The 17,040-nt window shown below is 30.9% G+C and carries 18 protein-coding genes and 1 pseudogene; 10 read left to right on the top strand and 9 right to left on the bottom strand.

Annotation, left to right across the window (positions count from 1 at the left end; all coding sequences use genetic code 11):
- Nucleotides 1-217 precede the first annotated feature (217 nt).
- The gene (locus ACEW8E_RS08120; protein ID WP_373479840.1) at nucleotides 218-1,837 is read left to right on the top strand and encodes an ABC transporter substrate-binding protein; all 1,620 of its coding nucleotides are present in this window, start codon (nucleotides 218-220) and stop codon (nucleotides 1,835-1,837) included.
- Nucleotides 1,838-1,851: 14 nt separating this feature from the next.
- Here the strand turns inward: ACEW8E_RS08120 and ACEW8E_RS08125 are convergent, their stop codons facing one another.
- From ACEW8E_RS08125 to ACEW8E_RS08135, 3 genes are all read right to left on the bottom strand, one after another.
- Nucleotides 1,852-2,409 (bottom strand): pentapeptide repeat-containing protein, encoded by a 558-nt coding sequence (locus tag ACEW8E_RS08125; RefSeq protein WP_373479841.1) that lies wholly within the window; start codon nucleotides 2,407-2,409, stop codon nucleotides 1,852-1,854.
- 5 nt (nucleotides 2,410-2,414) lie between these two features.
- Entirely contained in the window at nucleotides 2,415-3,053 is a 639-nt protein-coding gene (locus tag ACEW8E_RS08130; protein ID WP_373479842.1) for a hypothetical protein, read from the bottom strand.
- 72 nt (nucleotides 3,054-3,125) lie between these two features.
- On the bottom strand, nucleotides 3,126-3,872 hold the full coding sequence (locus ACEW8E_RS08135) for a metallophosphoesterase family protein (RefSeq protein WP_373479843.1): 747 nt from the start codon (nucleotides 3,870-3,872) through the stop codon (nucleotides 3,126-3,128).
- A 104-nt stretch (nucleotides 3,873-3,976) separates the two neighbouring features.
- Between ACEW8E_RS08135 and ACEW8E_RS08140 the strand changes: the two genes are divergently transcribed.
- Nucleotides 3,977-4,570, top strand: a complete 594-nt coding sequence (locus tag ACEW8E_RS08140) for a tRNA-(ms[2]io[6]A)-hydroxylase (RefSeq protein ID WP_373479844.1) — start codon at nucleotides 3,977-3,979, stop codon at nucleotides 4,568-4,570.
- A 38-nt stretch (nucleotides 4,571-4,608) separates the two neighbouring features.
- On the opposite strand, the gene ACEW8E_RS08145 is transcribed toward ACEW8E_RS08140, so the two are convergent.
- Nucleotides 4,609-4,971, bottom strand: a complete 363-nt coding sequence (locus ACEW8E_RS08145) for a hypothetical protein (RefSeq protein WP_373479845.1) — start codon at nucleotides 4,969-4,971, stop codon at nucleotides 4,609-4,611.
- A 41-nt stretch (nucleotides 4,972-5,012) separates the two neighbouring features.
- Here ACEW8E_RS08145 and ACEW8E_RS08150 point away from each other — a divergent pair, with 41 nt between their 5' ends.
- Nucleotides 5,013-5,294, top strand: coding sequence for a DUF6439 family protein (locus ACEW8E_RS08150; RefSeq protein ID WP_373479846.1), 282 nt, complete (start codon nucleotides 5,013-5,015; stop codon nucleotides 5,292-5,294).
- Here ACEW8E_RS08150 and ACEW8E_RS08155 read toward each other — a convergent pair.
- Both ACEW8E_RS08155 and acsF read right to left on the bottom strand, forming a co-directional pair.
- The gene (locus ACEW8E_RS08155) at nucleotides 5,291-5,740 is read right to left on the bottom strand and encodes an ATP-binding protein (protein ID WP_373479847.1); all 450 of its coding nucleotides are present in this window, start codon (nucleotides 5,738-5,740) and stop codon (nucleotides 5,291-5,293) included. The genes ACEW8E_RS08150 and ACEW8E_RS08155 overlap by 4 nt on opposite strands.
- Nucleotides 5,741-6,009: 269 nt before the next feature.
- Nucleotides 6,010-7,086, bottom strand: a complete 1,077-nt coding sequence (gene acsF / locus ACEW8E_RS08160) for a magnesium-protoporphyrin IX monomethyl ester (oxidative) cyclase (RefSeq protein ID WP_373479848.1) — start codon at nucleotides 7,084-7,086, stop codon at nucleotides 6,010-6,012.
- A 282-nt stretch (nucleotides 7,087-7,368) separates the two neighbouring features.
- Between acsF and ACEW8E_RS08165 the strand changes: the two genes are divergently transcribed.
- The gene (locus ACEW8E_RS08165; RefSeq protein WP_373479849.1) at nucleotides 7,369-7,653 is read left to right on the top strand and encodes a DUF427 domain-containing protein; all 285 of its coding nucleotides are present in this window, start codon (nucleotides 7,369-7,371) and stop codon (nucleotides 7,651-7,653) included.
- A gap of 253 nt (nucleotides 7,654-7,906) precedes the next feature.
- Complete coding sequence (locus ACEW8E_RS08170; RefSeq protein ID WP_373479850.1) at nucleotides 7,907-9,082, top strand: DUF58 domain-containing protein; 1,176 nt, start codon at nucleotides 7,907-7,909, stop codon at nucleotides 9,080-9,082.
- A gap of 3 nt (nucleotides 9,083-9,085) precedes the next feature.
- Here ACEW8E_RS08170 and ACEW8E_RS08175 read toward each other — a convergent pair whose 3' ends face one another.
- Nucleotides 9,086-10,534: a tetratricopeptide repeat protein gene (locus ACEW8E_RS08175; protein WP_373479851.1), complete on the bottom strand. Its 1,449-nt coding sequence runs from the start codon at nucleotides 10,532-10,534 to the stop codon at nucleotides 9,086-9,088.
- Between the two features lie 255 nt (nucleotides 10,535-10,789).
- Between ACEW8E_RS08175 and trpD the strand changes: the two genes are divergently transcribed.
- The 4 genes from trpD (at nucleotide 10,790) to thyX (ending at nucleotide 14,476) form a co-directional block, all read left to right on the top strand.
- Nucleotides 10,790-11,824 carry an anthranilate phosphoribosyltransferase gene (gene trpD / locus ACEW8E_RS08180; protein ID WP_373479852.1) on the top strand — a complete coding sequence of 345 codons (1,035 nt, stop codon included), beginning with the start codon at nucleotides 10,790-10,792 and terminating at the stop codon, nucleotides 11,822-11,824.
- Nucleotides 11,825-12,050: 226 nt separating this feature from the next.
- On the top strand, nucleotides 12,051-13,304 hold the full coding sequence (gene ftsZ / locus ACEW8E_RS08185; protein WP_373479853.1) for a cell division protein FtsZ: 1,254 nt from the start codon (nucleotides 12,051-12,053) through the stop codon (nucleotides 13,302-13,304).
- 57 nt (nucleotides 13,305-13,361) lie between these two features.
- The gene (locus tag ACEW8E_RS08190) at nucleotides 13,362-13,682 is read left to right on the top strand and encodes a nucleoside triphosphate pyrophosphohydrolase family protein (protein ID WP_373479854.1); all 321 of its coding nucleotides are present in this window, start codon (nucleotides 13,362-13,364) and stop codon (nucleotides 13,680-13,682) included.
- An 83-nt stretch (nucleotides 13,683-13,765) separates the two neighbouring features.
- Nucleotides 13,766-14,476 (top strand): FAD-dependent thymidylate synthase, encoded by a 711-nt coding sequence (thyX, locus tag ACEW8E_RS08195; RefSeq protein ID WP_373479855.1) that lies wholly within the window; start codon nucleotides 13,766-13,768, stop codon nucleotides 14,474-14,476.
- A gap of 48 nt (nucleotides 14,477-14,524) precedes the next feature.
- Here the strand turns inward: thyX and ACEW8E_RS08200 are convergent.
- Nucleotides 14,525-14,774: pseudogene (locus ACEW8E_RS08200) on the bottom strand (putative PEP-binding protein); the annotation flags it as partial.
- Nucleotides 14,775-14,825: 51 nt separating this feature from the next.
- On the opposite strand from ACEW8E_RS08200, the gene ACEW8E_RS08205 reads away from it, so the two are divergent.
- Nucleotides 14,826-16,562 carry an Eco57I restriction-modification methylase domain-containing protein gene (locus ACEW8E_RS08205; RefSeq protein WP_373479856.1) on the top strand — a complete coding sequence of 579 codons (1,737 nt, stop codon included), beginning with the start codon at nucleotides 14,826-14,828 and terminating at the stop codon, nucleotides 16,560-16,562.
- On the opposite strand, the gene ACEW8E_RS08210 is transcribed toward ACEW8E_RS08205, so the two are convergent.
- Entirely contained in the window at nucleotides 16,540-16,902 is a 363-nt protein-coding gene (locus tag ACEW8E_RS08210; protein WP_373479858.1) for a hypothetical protein, read from the bottom strand. The two genes, ACEW8E_RS08205 and ACEW8E_RS08210, sit on opposite strands and share 23 nt — an antisense overlap.
- Nucleotides 16,903-17,040 lie beyond the last annotated feature (138 nt).

Below are 17,040 nucleotides of genomic sequence, written 5' to 3' on the forward strand. Positions count from 1 at the left end.
AATTGTAGTTAAAAATAGTGCTGAGACAAAATTAATGATCAGAAACAGACTCAATAAGTTTGTTATCTAAATATTTTTTATTATTATCAAAAGAGTATTTTTTACTTATTTTATTCTAATCATTATCAAGTATAAAAAAAACAGACGTTATTAACTAGCTCATTTGTGTCAAAATTTAACAAGTTTGCTGAAAATATAATGTTACTTGTAATAAAACATGAGAAAAATAACGAAAATACTCAAATATATCGCCCTTTCTTTTGCCTGTTTAGGTTTAATTATGGCTTGTAATGCTAATAATGGACAACAAAATATTCCCCCTTCCACAGAGAATAATGGTAGAATTACCATCGGCACTACATTGAAAGCTAGAACATTAGATCCAGCAGATAGTTATGAATTAGCTGGTTTAAACTTGATTTATAATATCGGTGAAAGTCTTTACACTTATAAACTAGGCACAACGGAATTAATCCCTTTATTAGCGACTGCTATGCCTACCGTTAGTGATGGTGGTTTAACTTATAAAATACCCGTTAGAGAAGGGGTTAAATTTCATGATGGCACAACTTTTAACGCCGAAGCTATGAAGTTTTCTTTAGATAGATTTATCAAAAATGGTGGTAAGCCTTCTTTTTTGTTAAGTGATGCGGTAAAGGAAATTAAAGCAACGGGAGAATATGAATTAACTATCACTCTCAATAAACCTTTTGCGGCTTTTCCTGCTTTACTTGCTTTTCCGGGAGTTTGTGCCGTTTCTCCTCAAGGTTATACTATCGGGGAAGGAGAATTTAAGCCTAATGAATTAATCGCTACAGGTCCTTACAAGTTGACTGCTTTTAATAGTGATTCGGTGACATTAGATGTATTTGCGGATTATTGGGGGCAAAAACCTGTTAATCAAGGCATTGACTTACAAATTTATGCTGGTAATTCTGCTAATCTTTATAATAGTTTTTTAACTGGTGCTATTTCTGTCGCTTATCAAACTTTTGCTACTGAACAAATTACTACTTTACTCAAAGATGCCACAGAAGGTAAATTTCAAGGAGTACAAGGAGCAGGTACTGCGGTGAGTTACATGGTGTTAAATCGTAATCAAAAGCCTTTAGATAAACCTGAAGTACGACAGGCGATCGCAGCGTTAATGGATCGTAAATTAATTGTAGAAAGAGTATTACAAGGACAAGCAGAACCGTTATATAGTCTAATTCCTAACGTTTTTGAGGTTTCACAACCTATTTTTCAAACCAAATATCAAGACGGTAATATTGCCTTAGCCAAAGAATTATTAGTTAAAGCTGGTTTTAGTGCTGAAAATCCAGCGATTATTGAAATTTGGTATCCCTCCTCTTCCAAAACCCGTAGCGGTGTAGCAAGTACTTTGAAAGCCATCGCAGATCAACAATTAGAAGGTATAATCCAATTTATTCCTAATGGGGTAGAAAGTGCCACAGCTTTTAGTAACTTAGGTAAAGGAATTTATCCGAGTTTTTTAGGAGACTGGTATCCTGACTTTCTCGACGCTGATAATTATATACAACCCTTCTTACAATGCGTTAAAGGTAGTGAAACAGAAGGATGTTTAGAAGGAGGTGCGCAAACTCAAGGCTCTTTCTTTTATAATGCTAAAGTTAATGAGTTAATCGACAAACAACGCAAAGAATCAGCTATGGATATTCGTAAAACAGCCTTTGCAGACATCCAAACAATTATGGCAGAAGAAGTGCCTTATATTCCTTTATGGCAAAATAAAGATTATGCTTTTGCTAAAAATGGTGTAACTGGCGTTATTATTAACCCTAGTCAGAGTTTTCCTTTTTGGACAATTAAGTAATTAAAATTACCTCGTTAAAAATTTGGAATACAAGGAGAAAGGGAAATTTCTGTTTTAATTAAATTTGCCCAACGAAAATCACTATTTTGAAATATTGCACCCTCAAAATTACTTAATATTATGTCAGCTTTAATCAGATGAGTATTAATTAACCCTGCATTTTTAAAATTACTTTTATATATTTTCGCTTCTCCTAATTCCGTTTCATATAAAGTAGTGTTACTTAAATCTGATTCACTAATCATTACTTGTTTTAAGTCTGCTTCACTCAAATTTCCTCGATGTAACTCAGTATTAATCAATATTGCTTTTCTTAAAGAAGCTAATCTCAAGTTGACACCGATTAAATTAGCCTTAGTTAAATTCCCATGGTTTAAATTAGCAAATCTCAAGTTACTGCCAATAAAGTTCACCTGTGTTAAATTACAGTTACTTAAATTTATTCCTTCTAAATCATAATTACTCAAATTCATTCCCGAAAGATCAATTTTGACATCATCATTAAATTTGCGCCATTGATTCCATTTTTCGACATTTTTAATTAAATTTAACAAATATTCTTGATTATTCATCCTTTTTACTCATTAACCTCTGATAAACTAACTCTACCTCCCATATTCGCCATCGCAGTTAAAGCAGCATCCGCTCCAGCTTTTATATCCCTTTCCTCTCCACCTAAATAAACTCTACCAAAACTACCCACAGCTTGAACAGAAAGAATATTTATCAACGCCGCTTTTTCAGCCTCATTAGCCGCCAATGCCGCATAAGCCGCAGGTTTTACTTCTAAAACATAAAGAGTTTGTTTCGCTAGTAGCATTTGTCCTCTTCGATTACGATTAATAATTTGTGCTTGGAAAGGATCTATATTACGAATAATTTGACTAGAAACAACTTCAGGTTTAAGACAATCTTTTTTACTTACTCCCAAAGCATCTAAAATAGCTTTTCCCGCAATTTTTGTTTCTCCTTGATTACTCGAATGAATTTCTAATAATCCATAAAGACGTTCTACAAATTGCACTCCTGGTCGTACTGCCGCCGATTTCAAAGCTATATCCGTTATTCTATTAATTTCTATGCCCGGAGAAATCTCAATCCACAAAGAAGAATCACCGGGTAAGGGCAAAAAACCCAATGCAACCGTACCAATATAAGAAGCGTGTTGAGGTTGTAATCGATCTAAATAAACGTAACTACGGAGTTCAACACCCATGTTTTTAATAATTTAACTCTGGTCAACATTGATCAATTATCAATGATTAACCATTAATTAGCAATTATTAATTTAAAATAATACTTTTTGACGACCAAATAATTTACGAGTATCAATAGAATTTACCGCTTTATCTAAAGGCATTTTCCGAAAATTTTTGCCAAAGCTATTCACTTGATATACCATAGAATCATTTAAGTCTAAAGCCGTTAACCAACCTTGTTCATGATGATAAACTCCTGTATCAATGCCAATCCAGCCATTTCCTTTCGCTAATTGCCCCGGTTTAAGACCGTTAAAAGTAAAAGTGATAGTATGACCAATAATAATAGTTTTGTTTTGGAAAAAAGGCGTAACGCTACCATGAAATTCTCTACGAATCCAACAAAATTCATCGGCGGATTGTTGTAGTAAAGGAAGAGACGGATCTACCCCAGCATGAACTAACCAATAATTATCTAAGTCAAAATATAACGGTAGATTTTTCATCCACTCAATATGTTCTAATGGTGGCATTTTATGGCCATAACTCATCACTGTTGCGTTACCACCATTTTGTAACCATCCTTGAAAGGCTTGATGATTAAGTTGCCCTTTACCTAAAGCATCGAGTAACATAATTTCATGATTGCCCAAAATGCAGTTATAGTTATTCTTCATAACAAATTCTACCACTTGAGAGCTTTGAGGACCTCGATCAATTAAGTCTCCGAGAAAATAAATTTCATCGTTTTGATCTGGTGCTATATTTTCAAACAAACCAGATAAAGCGTCATAATGACCATGAACATCTCCAATTACCAATCGTTTGTTACTCATTCTTGTATATTATGCTCAGTTTTAATTTACAGACTTTATCACAAGTGTAGCCTAAATTATTTTATTATGTTGAGTAAAATAACTATTTATGCTAAATCAAATTTGTGTCAACTTCTACAAAAATTAAACTACTTTGTCAGCCTACTGATGATTCTTGGTTACAACAGGCTTTAAATAATTTAGATCTAATCTTACTAGATCATTCCCATTGTGAACGAAAAGCCGCAGGAGTAGCTGTTAATCTTCTATTTCGTTATCCTTCCCATGAGTCTTTAATTTATCAACTTACTGCGATCGCCAAGGAAGAATTAGAGCATTTTGAACAAGTAAACCAATGGTTAGCCAAAAAAAATATTCCTCTGTCTCCATTAAAACCTTCTCCCTATGGTGCAACCTTAAAAGATGCAATTAGACGACACGAGCCCCATCGACTTTTAGACTCTTTATTAGTATCGGCGTTAATTGAAGCAAGATCTCACGAAAGACTAGGTTTATTAGCGGATAATTGTCCTGATGTTGATTTAGCTAAATTTTATCGAGGTTTAATGGCTTCAGAAGCGAGACATTACGGAATTTATTGGCTATTAGCAACGCAATATTTTCACAGAGAAATTGTTGATCAAAGATTACCAGAATTAGCACACTTAGAAAGTGAAATATTAAGTAATCTTTATCCTGAGCCAAGGATTCATAGTTAACCTGAGTTTCCTGTCACAAGAAAAAAAATGGCGAAAATTTAGTTATGAATTGTTTTGAGTATCCAACCAATAACAAAGCCAACACCTCCAAATCTCACTATTTGCCAAAAAGGTTCATTTAAACTACTCCACTTAAATAACTCACTTTCAAGGCGTAATTCAATTTCTGTTAATTCTTTTTCAATATAATGTAATTCACTTTTGATAGAATCTTGATGGTTATTCTTTTTTTGTAAATCTTCAATTTCCTCTTGACGGTTTTCTAATGCACTTTTTCGGGCTTGATCATTTATGATTTGTTCATGACGTTGTTTTATTTTCTCTAAAGATGCTTCTAAATTGGCGATGGCATCAGTAATATTAAATTCAGGTGCAGAGGAGTTAGTTTCGTGGTCAGACATTCTACAATAAAAACAGGATATTTAAGGAAAATTATAACAACATGAGTTTAAATATAAAATCAAAATCTGTAGAGACGCAATTGAGTAACTTAGAATTAGCCCAATTATTAGCAGAAAAAATGACTATTAGTTCTTCAGATTGGCATAAACTAAAAAATAATCGTAAATCTCAAGCATTGCAACAATTAACATCGAGTTTAGTATATTTACTCAATGATCAACCCGAAGAAGCATTAATGAGAATAAATCAAGCGCAAGGTTGGCTAGATAATAGTATAAAACCGCTACCTTGTCCTACTCATGGCCACAAAAAAACTCATTAAGAAATGAGTTGAGAGGATTGAGAAAATTTATGAAATTGTTTCGAAAGTTTGACTTGTGTACCTTGATGATTCCATAACACTTGATCAAAAATTTGATGTAACATACATAAACCTCTGCCATTTTCAGCCTCTTCTGGAGGCAAATCCATTTCATCCAAAGAGCAATTACATTCTCTTACAAATCCGTTACCTTGATCACAGACTAACCAAGAATATTCTCCTCGATAATAACAAAATTTTACTACTACCCTTTTACTAGGATCAAGTTTATTACCGTGTTTAGCGGCATTTACTAAGGCTTCTTGTAAACCTAACCTTATTTCTGGATGTAGTTGTTTTGGTATTTTTTCTAATAATAAATCAAGTATAGGACAAAGATATAAAGTAGAAGCAAAACTGACGGTTTTCCAATTACTAACGTTGACAGGTAGTGAAAGAGAAATCACGTTACTAACTCCTGATTATCGATAATTAAACGGTGAATAACTATAAATATTGATGATGATTAAGTAAAAAATACTTAAAAAATGTTATCCCATCCTTAATTATATCATAATTATTAGAGTCATTAAAAATACTTAATCTTTACAAGAATTTTACAAAACCTAGATAAAATTTAAGTAAACTACTGATTTATGAGAAAAAAAAATCCTCCCTAAAAAAAATCAGGGAGAAAAAAAGAATAAAAATTAGATTAATTGCGATAATTAATTACTTAAAGTACAGTACCTTGTAAATTTTCTGCTTCAATAGGTTTAATAAAGTATAAACGGATAAATTGACTAGCGTTAGATAAAAATAAGGGTAATTTACGAATAAATTTCACAGGTGCGATAGAATTACTTGCATCAATAGCGCGTAGTTTTTCACAGTTGCTAACACAAATTTCTAAACTGTCATAAAAAGCAGGATTGTTAACATCGATAACAATAGGAAAAACTCTTCCTGCGGTATGATTAGTTTTTTCAATCACTTGTTTATCATAACTTCTAGCATCTAAACCAATAGAAGCATAAAAGTCAGCACGTTGTAAATCATTAAGATACATAGTAGCAAATACTGATAAGAGGAAAAAACGACACCATAGTCTAGCTTTCCAATCATTTAAGTATTCAGGTTTAGCTTTCATAATCGCATCAAAAAAGTCACCATGACGATTTTCGTCTTGACACCAATTTTCAAAAAACTTGAAGATAGGATAAATACGACTTTCAGGATTTTGTTCTAAATGACGGAAAATAGTAATATAACGCCAATAACCAATTTTTTCAGAAAGATAAGTAGCGTAAAAGATAAATTTAGGTTTAAAGAAAGTATAGTCACGACTTTTGGTTAGAAATCCTAAATCTAAGGATAGGTTAAAATCAGACATGGCTTTATTGAGGAAACCAGCATGACGCGCTTCATCACGAGACATGAGATTAAAACATTCGGCTAAAACTGGACTCTTATGTTTTAAACGTCTGCCTAATTCCTTATACAGTAGAAATCCAGAAAATTCAGCAGTACAAGAGCGCTCCAAAAATTCTACAAATAATTTACGAGTTTCACCATCAATATGATCCCATGATTGTTCAAAATCAGCATTACGCACAAAATGATGACGGTTATAATCTACTTTAAATTCCGCTAAAATAGCTTGTAACTCCTCTTCATTAACGCTAATGTCCATTTTGGCCATCTCGTCGAAATCAGTGGTATAGAATCTAGGAGTCAAAATTGTTTCTTTTGCAGGGGCTTTGACACCCGGACGTATTTCTTCGTATTCTGGTTTTTGAATTGTTGTTACCATAATATCTCAAAAAAGTTATATATTGCTTTGTGTCTTAAGTTTCTGTTAAATCTCAGTTTAACAAAATCTTTACCTTATCTATTATGTATTTTATTAAGAGTTGTTACCAACAATTATTTTTATGATATTTTACTTGACAAAATATAATTTTTTGTGCTATACAAATTTAACATAATTATAATTTTGTACTTCTAACTCCTCATAATCAATAAATTTATGTCGAACTCAGGTTTTAAATAAGTTATTATAAGTCTGGAAGTCTCTTAATAAGATCAAAAATTTATGGCAAAGGCAATTTGGAATGGCGTTATTATCGCCGAAAGTGATAACTGTGAAATGGTAGAAGGAAATTACTATTTTCCTCATAATGCCATTAATCAAGATTATTTTAAACCAAGTAATACTCACACAACTTGTTCATGGAAAGGTGTTGCGAGTTATTATAGTATTGTGGTTAACGGCGAAGAAAATAAAGATGCAGCTTGGTATTATCCTAATCCTAAAGATAAAGCTGAAAATATAAAAAATTATGTTGCTTTTTGGCGTGGTGTAAAAGTTGAATCCTAAAAATAATTGACAATTAATAATAAATTCAATTTTCTCCTCTCTAAGATTAATTTTAGTTTAAAAAAATTAGCTTTTCTACGGTAGTTATGATATTTGAGGAGTAAATAATCATTAAAAGTTTTGATATATAATAGTTTGATAATTTTAAAAATGTAATTGTTATAAATTTACCCTTTTAATTTAACCTAACACCTGACACCTTTTTTAAGACATAATTTATCACGATGAGAAGTAAAAGAGCAAAAAAAATTTTATGAATACCCAAAAGTTACCCCATGATAATTCTACATTTTCCTTAACTAAATGGTTAGAAAATCATTGGGCAATTCCTGCTTATAGTGGTTGGGTATTAATTGGAATTGCTTTAAGTTTTTTTGGTGCGGCAAGTAATACCATGGCAGGTTGGCTTTATGTTTTAAGTGGTATTTTACTATCTTTATTAGGGGTAAATTTTGTTGTTTCGATACGAAATCTCAAAGGAATTGAAATAAAAAGATTACCCATAAAAGCTGTTAGCGCTGGAGATGAATTAACCGTTGAATTAATAATAAGTAATTTGACAAAAAAATCTAAGAATTTAATAGAAATTAACGACGAAATTCCCTTAAATTTATCTAAGAAAATCACTAATCATCTTGAATGTATCCCCACAAAAAGTGACATTAAAATAGTATCTTATTATCCTACGAAAAAAAGAGGAATTTATCCTTGGCAAAATATACAGTTAAAAACTGCTGCACCTTTTGGATTATTTTATAGTAGTAGGCAAAAATCCGTAGAAGCTAAAGCGATTGTTTACCCTCAAATTTTACCCTTACAAACCTGCCCATTAATAGATAATATTGGTAATCAAGAAGCAAGACAAAGACAAAGTGATAAGGTTTATCAAAATTCTACAGAAGGAGTAACCAAAACATTACGTCAATATCGTTACGGTGACGCAATTCGGTTGATACATTGGCGTAGTAGCGCCCGTTTCGGAGATTTACAAGTAAGAGAATTAGAAACTATTACTGGAGGAGAAGAGATTATTCTTTGTTTAGATAACTCTTGTCAGTGGGAAGACAAATATTTTGAAGAAGCCGTAATTGCAGCAGCTTCTATGTATTTTTATTGTAGCCATCAACAATTAGATGTAAAATTATGGACAGCAGATATAGGTTTAATTCACGGTAGTCAAGTAATGTTAGAAACCCTTGCCAGAATTAATTATGGAGTAACAATAACCACAGAAATTCCTACTACTCCCGTAATTTGGTTATCTCAAGATATTAATTCCTTGTCATTATTAGCTAATGGTAGTCGTTGGTTAATATTTCCTTCCCTAGATAAAAATTTAGGTGATATTAAAGAAAATTTAACTAAAGGAATCTTTTATAGTGAAGAAATATCTTTACAATCTCAATTACAAAAACCTTTTAACTATTAAAAATTATGGTTTATTTATAGAAGGATTTGTATTTTTATTCACAGAAGAATTAATATTAATTATTTTTGGATTTTTTTGAGACGATGAAGGAATATTTTTTTTCTCTATAATTAGATTCCCTTCATGTTTGAGTAATAAAGATAATGATTGATGATTTGAAATCGCTTCCATAAAATTAGGTTTTATTTTTAATACTTCTTCATAACTATTTATCGACTGTTGATATAAGCCTAAATTTGCTTGTAAAATAGCTAAATTATAATAAGATTTAATATGAAAAGAATTAAGACGAATAGCTTGTTGATAACTTTTTATTGCCTTTGGATAATTACCTAACTCTTGATATATTATCCCTAAATTATAATAAGCCTCTACCAAATTAGGATTAACTTCTAAGGCTTTTTTATAGTCTTCTATGGCACTTTGTTTATCTTCTAATTGATAATAAATACCACCTCGATTATAAAATATTTGAAAAAAACTATTATTAATTTTTATGGCCATATTATAGTCTTCTAATGCCTCAATTAATCTATTCAATTTACTATAAATTAAACCTCTTTTATAGTAGGCAAAAAAACTTAAATTATTAAATACTATTTCTTGATTATAATTTTTTAATGCTTCTTCATAATTACCTAAATCTTGATATATATATCCTCGCCAATGATAAGCTAAACCATTATTATTTTTAAATTCAATTACTTGAGAAAAATCACTTAATGCACCTTGTTTATCTCCTAATCTATATTTACAGATTCCTCGTAATAAATAAGTATTAGGAATAGTTTTATTTTCTTTTAAGGCTTTATCATATAAAATAATAGCTTCTTTATAATTACCTTTTTTGAAAAAATTTTTAGCAAATTGTAATAAAGGATAATTAACAGGCAAAACTTCGTTAATATAATAACTTAATCCTCCCATATAAAGTAAATTAGAAGAAATTATATTGATTATATTACTCTTTTTATCGTTGTTATTTAATAAATCTATCGTAGTAAAACCTAAATTAATTATCGAATATTCTTTGATATTAACTTGAAATTTATTAGGGCAAATCAAGCAAACTATAATTTGATGAGCTTTAATTTCTGAGAGGGTTAAATTTAATTTAGTTTCATTAACATTACCTTGAAAAGTTTTAACTAAAATTTTAATATGAGTAGCTTTTTTGACTAGAAAATGACTATTTACCAAATTAGTTTCAGAATTTTGATGATATTTATTATTATCTAACCACACTAAATGACCAAATCTCGACAAAAAGGCTTCTACTCCTAATTTACGATAAAAAATTGTTTCTAAAACTTCTTTTAAAGGATAAGTTAAATTATATTTATTCGCAATATCTTCTGATTCTAAAATTGATTCTACTTTAATTTTTTCGATAATTTCTTTTTTGATAAAAGTTACTTCACTATGTAGATAATTTTCTTCACAAATAAGCAATTTCCCCAAGGTTAAACGAGTTAAAAAATCTTGTTGTTGTGCTGTTAGTGGTGCTTTTCATTCCATTATTAATACAATAGTAAAGTACTAATTCTATTTTAGTCTTTTAGATAACTTTATCAAGTATTAATTATTAATGCCATAATTATGTAGAAAATGTGCAGTAAAATTTTTTATCTAAAGTCAATTTAATAGTTGATTTGAGTTAATGTCAATGATAGGATAAGCAACATAACTATAGTTTAATAAACATTAATGAGTACTAATTGGTCAAATTTACTCACTCAACTTTTAGATAAACAATCCTTAACTCAAGCACAAGCAGGAGAATTAATGCAAGGATGGTTAAAAGAAGAAATCTCTCCTGTGTTATCTGGGGCAATTCTTACGGCTATTCAAGCTAAAGGAGTTTGTGCTACAGAATTAGCAGGAATGGCTCAAGTATTACAAAGTCAATGTCACAAACCAGAAAATATCACTCATGATTATCCTGTGATAGATACTTGTGGTACAGGAGGTGATGGATCTTCTACTTTTAATATTTCCACCGCCGTGGCATTTGTCGCTGCGGCTGCTGGTGTAAAAGTGGCAAAACATGGTAATCGATCTGCTTCTAGTAAAGTAGGATCTGCTGATGTGTTAGAATATTTAGGGATCAAGCTAAACGCAGAGGAAAGTGTATATAAAAAGGCATTAAACGCAGTAGGAATTACTTTTTTATTCGCCCCAGGATGGCATCCTGCCATGAAATTCGTTGCACCAATACGCAAAGAGTTGAATATTAGAACTATCTTTAATTTATTAGGTCCTTTAGTCAATCCTTTACAACCTACGGGACAAGTAGTTGGAGTGTACTCTAGTCAGTTTATCGAGCCCATGACTCAGGCTTTACAATATCTATCCTTAGAAAAAGCTATGGTTTTACATGGTAGGGAAAAACTTGATGAGGCTGGATTAGGAGATATAACAGATTTGGCTTTCCTAAACAATGGTAATATTACTGTTACTACCCTTAATCCTCAAGAGTTAAATCTTACTCCTGCATCTCTTTGGTCTTTAAAAGGTGGTAATGTGGAAGAAAATGCCGACATTCTCAAAAAAGTACTTCAAGGGAAAGGGACAAAACCACAATCTGAAGTCGTTATTTTAAACGCTTCCCTCGCTTTACAAGTATCTGGTTTAATACCTATGGGAAATCACTCTCAAGGTATAGAAAAAAGTCGTGAAATTCTTGTTAGTGGTGCACCATGGGATAAATTAACAGAATTAGTCAAGTTTTTTCGTTTATAAAGTTTATGTAAAGTGCATAACAATAATTACTTACATGAAAAGATTTACCAGTTGAGTTATAATTTTGCTCAGTATCAGTCCTAAAATATATTGATTATTCTTTAAAATTACTATTATTATTAATTCTGATTCCTCAGCTAAATTTTAGCTTTATGGATATTTTTCATTCTAAATTCTTACCCTGTATCTTACAACCTAACTAATGGCAAATCACAACTAACCAACAATGAATGAATCTGATTTAAACTTAGCAGAATATCTCGAACCATCGGCACATAAACCTATTAATCGCAATAATCCTCCCCTTCGTCAAGGGAAAAAAGTTAGACAAGGAAACGAGTCACAAGAACAAAATATGAATTCTAATATAATTATACCTAGTAACGTAGCCCAAATAAAAGTAATCGGAGTTGGTGGTGGTGGTTGTAATGCAGTCAATCGCATGATACAAGGTAATGTGGTAGGGGTTGAATTTTGGCAAATAAACACCGATGCCCAAGCCTTAGCTCAATCCATGGCTACATATTGCTTACAAATCGGACAAAAACTCACTAGAGGGTTAGGCGCTGGAGGAAATCCAGCCATCGGGCAAAAAGCGGCGGAAGAATCCAGAGATGAAATTGCTAAAGCCTTAGAAAATACTGATTTAGTGTTTATTACAGCAGGAATGGGCGGTGGTACAGGTACGGGTGCTGCCCCCATTGTGGCAGAAATAGCCAAGGAAATGGGGTGTTTAACCGTCGGAGTTGTAACTCGTCCTTTTACTTTTGAAGGTCGTCGCCGTACTACTCAAGCTGATGAAGGAATTTCTGCCTTAGAAAGCAAGGTTGATACTTTAATCGTTATTCCTAACAATAAGTTATTATCGGTAATTCCTGCGGAAACTCCCTTACAAGAATCTTTCCGTATGGCTGATGATACCCTCAGACAAGGTGTTCAAGGAATTTCTGATATTATTACTATACCCGGACTGGTAAACGTTGATTTTGCGGACGTTAGAGCCGTCATGGCTGATGCTGGATCTGCACTTATGGGCATCGGTATAGGCTCAGGGAAATCCCGTGCTAAAGAAGGTGCTGTAGCGGCTATTTCTTCCCCTTTATTAGAGTCTTCTATTCAAGGAGCGACAGGGGTAGTTTTAAATATTACTGGTGGAAGTGATTTAACTTTACATGAAGTAAATACCGCTGCAGAAACTATTTACGAAATCGTTGATCCTAATGCTAATATTATCTTCGGTGCTGTTATTGATGAAAAGATGCAGGGAGAAGTGAGAATAACCGTTATTGCTACGGGTTTTTCGGGAGAAGCTAAAATCAATCCACCGAGAAAAACTATCACCACACCAAAACCAGATACTTTGGTTAATCCCGTGAATAACCCAAATACTGATAATACCTCCAATTCAGATCCTAATAATGTTACATCAGGTTTAGATATTCCTGAATTTTTGCAACGTCGTCGTTTTCCTCGTCGCTAAAAATAACAAGGAGAAAACTAATTTCTCATAACTAATTACTAATTATTAACTATTTTTATGAATGTTCAAGAATATCAATTATTAACTAAAAAAACTGCAATTTATCCTCAAGATACTTTCTTAGAATACCTTACTTTAGGTTTAGCTTCTGAAGCTGGAGAAGTTAGTGGTGTTGTCAAAAAATATATCCGCAAAGATTATGATTTAGATGTAGCTAAAGATAAGCTAATTAAAGAATTAGGTGATGTGATGTGGTATTGGGCAAGGTTATGTGATGAATTAGGTTTAAATCCTGAAGAAGTCATGGAAAAAAATATCCAAAAATTGCTTCATCGACAAGTTAATAATACTTTGCAAGGAGATGGAGATGATCGATAATTGTAAAAATAATTGACCATTAATTATTAATTTTAAAATCACTTTTATTTTCGGTACATATTTATAATAAATAGAAAAATATAATGGGTTATATAGATCCTTTAAAGGATGGAAAAAGTAGAATTGAACTTATCGATTCTATGGGGAATGATTTAAGTATTGTTAATGATGCTAGAGCCTCTTTTGAAAAAACTTCGTCACAGTTACAGGATCAAGATATTAAGTTAATTAAATATTTAATAACTCATAATCATACCAGTCCATTTCGAGGCGTTATTTTTAAGTTTAAAGTAAAAGCTCCGTTGTATATTTGTCGTCAGTGGTGGAAACACGTTATTGCTAGTAATCATAATGATGAACAACTAGGATGGAATGAAAAGAGTTTCCGTTATGTAGCTATCGATGACAGCAATGAATTTTATATTCCCACAATTTTTAAACAACAAGCCAAAAGTAACAAACAAGCAACTTCTGGTAGTTTAGAAGAAAGTCAAAATAACTTAGCTATTGCTATTTATCAACAACAATGTGAAGCTAGTTACGAGGCATATTCTAAACTATTAGCCTTGGGAGTGGGAAGAGAACAGGCTAGGGGTGTTTTGATTCCTTCTGTTTATACTTCATGGGTTTGGACTGCTTCTTTACAATCTTTGCTACATTTTATTGATTTAAGAGCGGGTGAAGGTGCTCAAAGTGAAATTGGTGCTTATGCTCAAGCCATAATAGATCTAGTTTCGCCTATAGTTCCTGAAGCGATACAAGCATGGTCTTCTTTAGACATCTCTAAAAATTAACAAAAGTCATAAAAAGTAGGTTGAGTTAAATAAAGTGCAACCTATAGACTATTTATTAGCGTCTAACCTTTTTTCTAATTTGATAATCTCAAGCAACGTTTTCAATAAAGAATCAGGATTTACACTCATGGAATCAATGGCTAATTCCACTAAGAAACGGGCAAATTCAGGGTAATCGCTGGGCTCTTGTCCATAAATACCAATGGTTATTGCGTTTCGCTTTTTCAATTACCATAGCCACCATATCTTTAACGACTTGGTTGCGTTCATCAAAAATATGTGCTACTAATGAGAAATCTTGATCGAATTTTATTAACAAAAATTTTTCATTAACTTTAGTAAATTATTTATGTTATATCAAAAAGTAAACAAAGTAAATATTGAAGAAATTTTTAGTTATTTTGTTCATCAACAAAAAAAATCATTAAGTATTTTGGGTGATGAAAATAAAAAGACAAATGGAGTTTTTTTCACTAATTGTATTCCTACTATTGATACAATATTAGAATCCTTACCTCATGATCAAACTTTATTTAATAAAATTATTTTAGACCCATGTTGTGGAGAAGGAATTTTTTTACTTAGAATTATTCTCAAAGCCTATCTAATTGTACCGGAAAAAACAATTATTCAAAATTTTATTGAACAAAATCTTTACTTTGTAGATATTGATGAAGATATGATCAACAAAACTAAAGAAAATATATCTAGATTATATAAATTTTTATTTGATTATGAATTTGAGGGAAATTTTAATTATTATTGCTTAGATTTTACGTTAATTAAATTAGATTTATTTTCTACTTTTTCTCAAATTTTTACTACCATGTATGGGAAATTAGATTATGTAATAGGAAATCCTCCCTATATATCATTATATGGAAGACGAGATCAGAAAAAAAACGAGAATCAAAGAATATTTTATTTAGAAAACTATCAACAATTTCCTAGTAATATAAAAAATGGAAAAATAAATTATATAATGCTTTTCATCGAGCAAAGTCTTAATTTCTTACAGGAGAATGGTACACTATCTTTCATAATTGATATTGCTTTTTTAGAAACTGCATATCAACATTGTAGAAAATATCTAGTCGAGAATTACACTATAAAAAGTCTTATTTATAACTTAAAAGTTTTCGATAAAGTTACAAGTGGACAAATAATTATAGAAATAAATAAACAAAAACCAAGTCTAACTAATAAAATAAAGATAGTTAACTTAGAAATAAATACTATTAATTTTATCTCTCAATCTGATTGGGATTCTCCCGATGATGAATTTAGATTTAGACTACCAAATTCTCCAAATTTAACTAAAATAATTAATAAAATATACGATAAAAAAGATCCTACTTTAAAATATATTTACCCTCACAAAAATTTGCGTACTTGTGCAATGCTTTTAAATATGGAAAATAGATTTACAGGAAACCATATTTTACAAAATGATGATGATATAAAAACTTATCCTTATTATCGTGGTTCTCATAGTATTAAATATAAATATTCAAAACCGATTCATGACATATATTTTTATTATGATAAATTGGTACAAGATAATATTAATAATAAATTGAAAAAAGAATTGACTATTTTAGGAATTAAAAATAAAAAAAGAATTGGTTTAGGTGAAATGATTATTTATGATAATCCTAAAGTTTATATTCGCCAATCTGCAAAAGAATTAATAGCGACATATGATCCTAATCCTAGTTCGGGCAATAATAGCTTATATGTATTTAGTCTTAGGGATAAAAGTTCTGAAAGTATTTTCTTTTTAAAATATTTATGCGGTTTAATTAACTCCAATATTTATACTTTTTTTGCTCAACAACGCAGAATTATTCGCTATAACAAGGGAAAACAACCACAGATAAAAATTGCTGATCTTTATCAAATATTTATTCCAAATAATTATAATTTACAGCAACAAATAGTTCAATTAGTTGATCATATTTACGAATATCCTGATATGACAGAAACTTACAAAAATAAAATTGATAAATTATTATTTGACTATTACGAATTAGATAATCAAGAAATTAAATTAATTCAAGAATTTATTGTATCTTTTGTGAAATAATCTTTTCAGAGAGAGCATTTTGTTGTTTTAATAATAGTTTTTTCTCCTCAATTTCTTTCAATCTTTTTTCTGCTTTTTGAAGTTGTCTCATTAAACCTTCTCTCACTTTTTCCATTAAAAGTTCAATAAATTCATCTCTTGTACGATAAATTGGTTCAGCAGAGATATTTATTTGAAGTTGATTTGTTGATGTTCTTCTTACTTTCGGGCTAATATCTTTTAAAAAATATGTTTTGATAAATTTTTTATTTTGCTTAACAAATTTTAAACCCCGTTCTAATTCTTCATAATAAACATAAATATATAATAAATAAAATCCGCCTTTTTCTATAAATTTAATTGGCGTTGCTGAATTAAAGTATGATTTTTAGATAAGGTGATGCCGAAGGCACGCTACGCGCACGTATCTTTATTACTCTCTTAAATTATCACAGAGGCGTGCTGTGTACCAGAGCCGACGAGCGATCGCTCGTAACTT

This window comes from Geminocystis sp. (genome assembly GCF_041753295.1).
Lineage (GTDB): Bacteria > Cyanobacteriota > Cyanobacteriia > Cyanobacteriales > Cyanobacteriaceae > Geminocystis.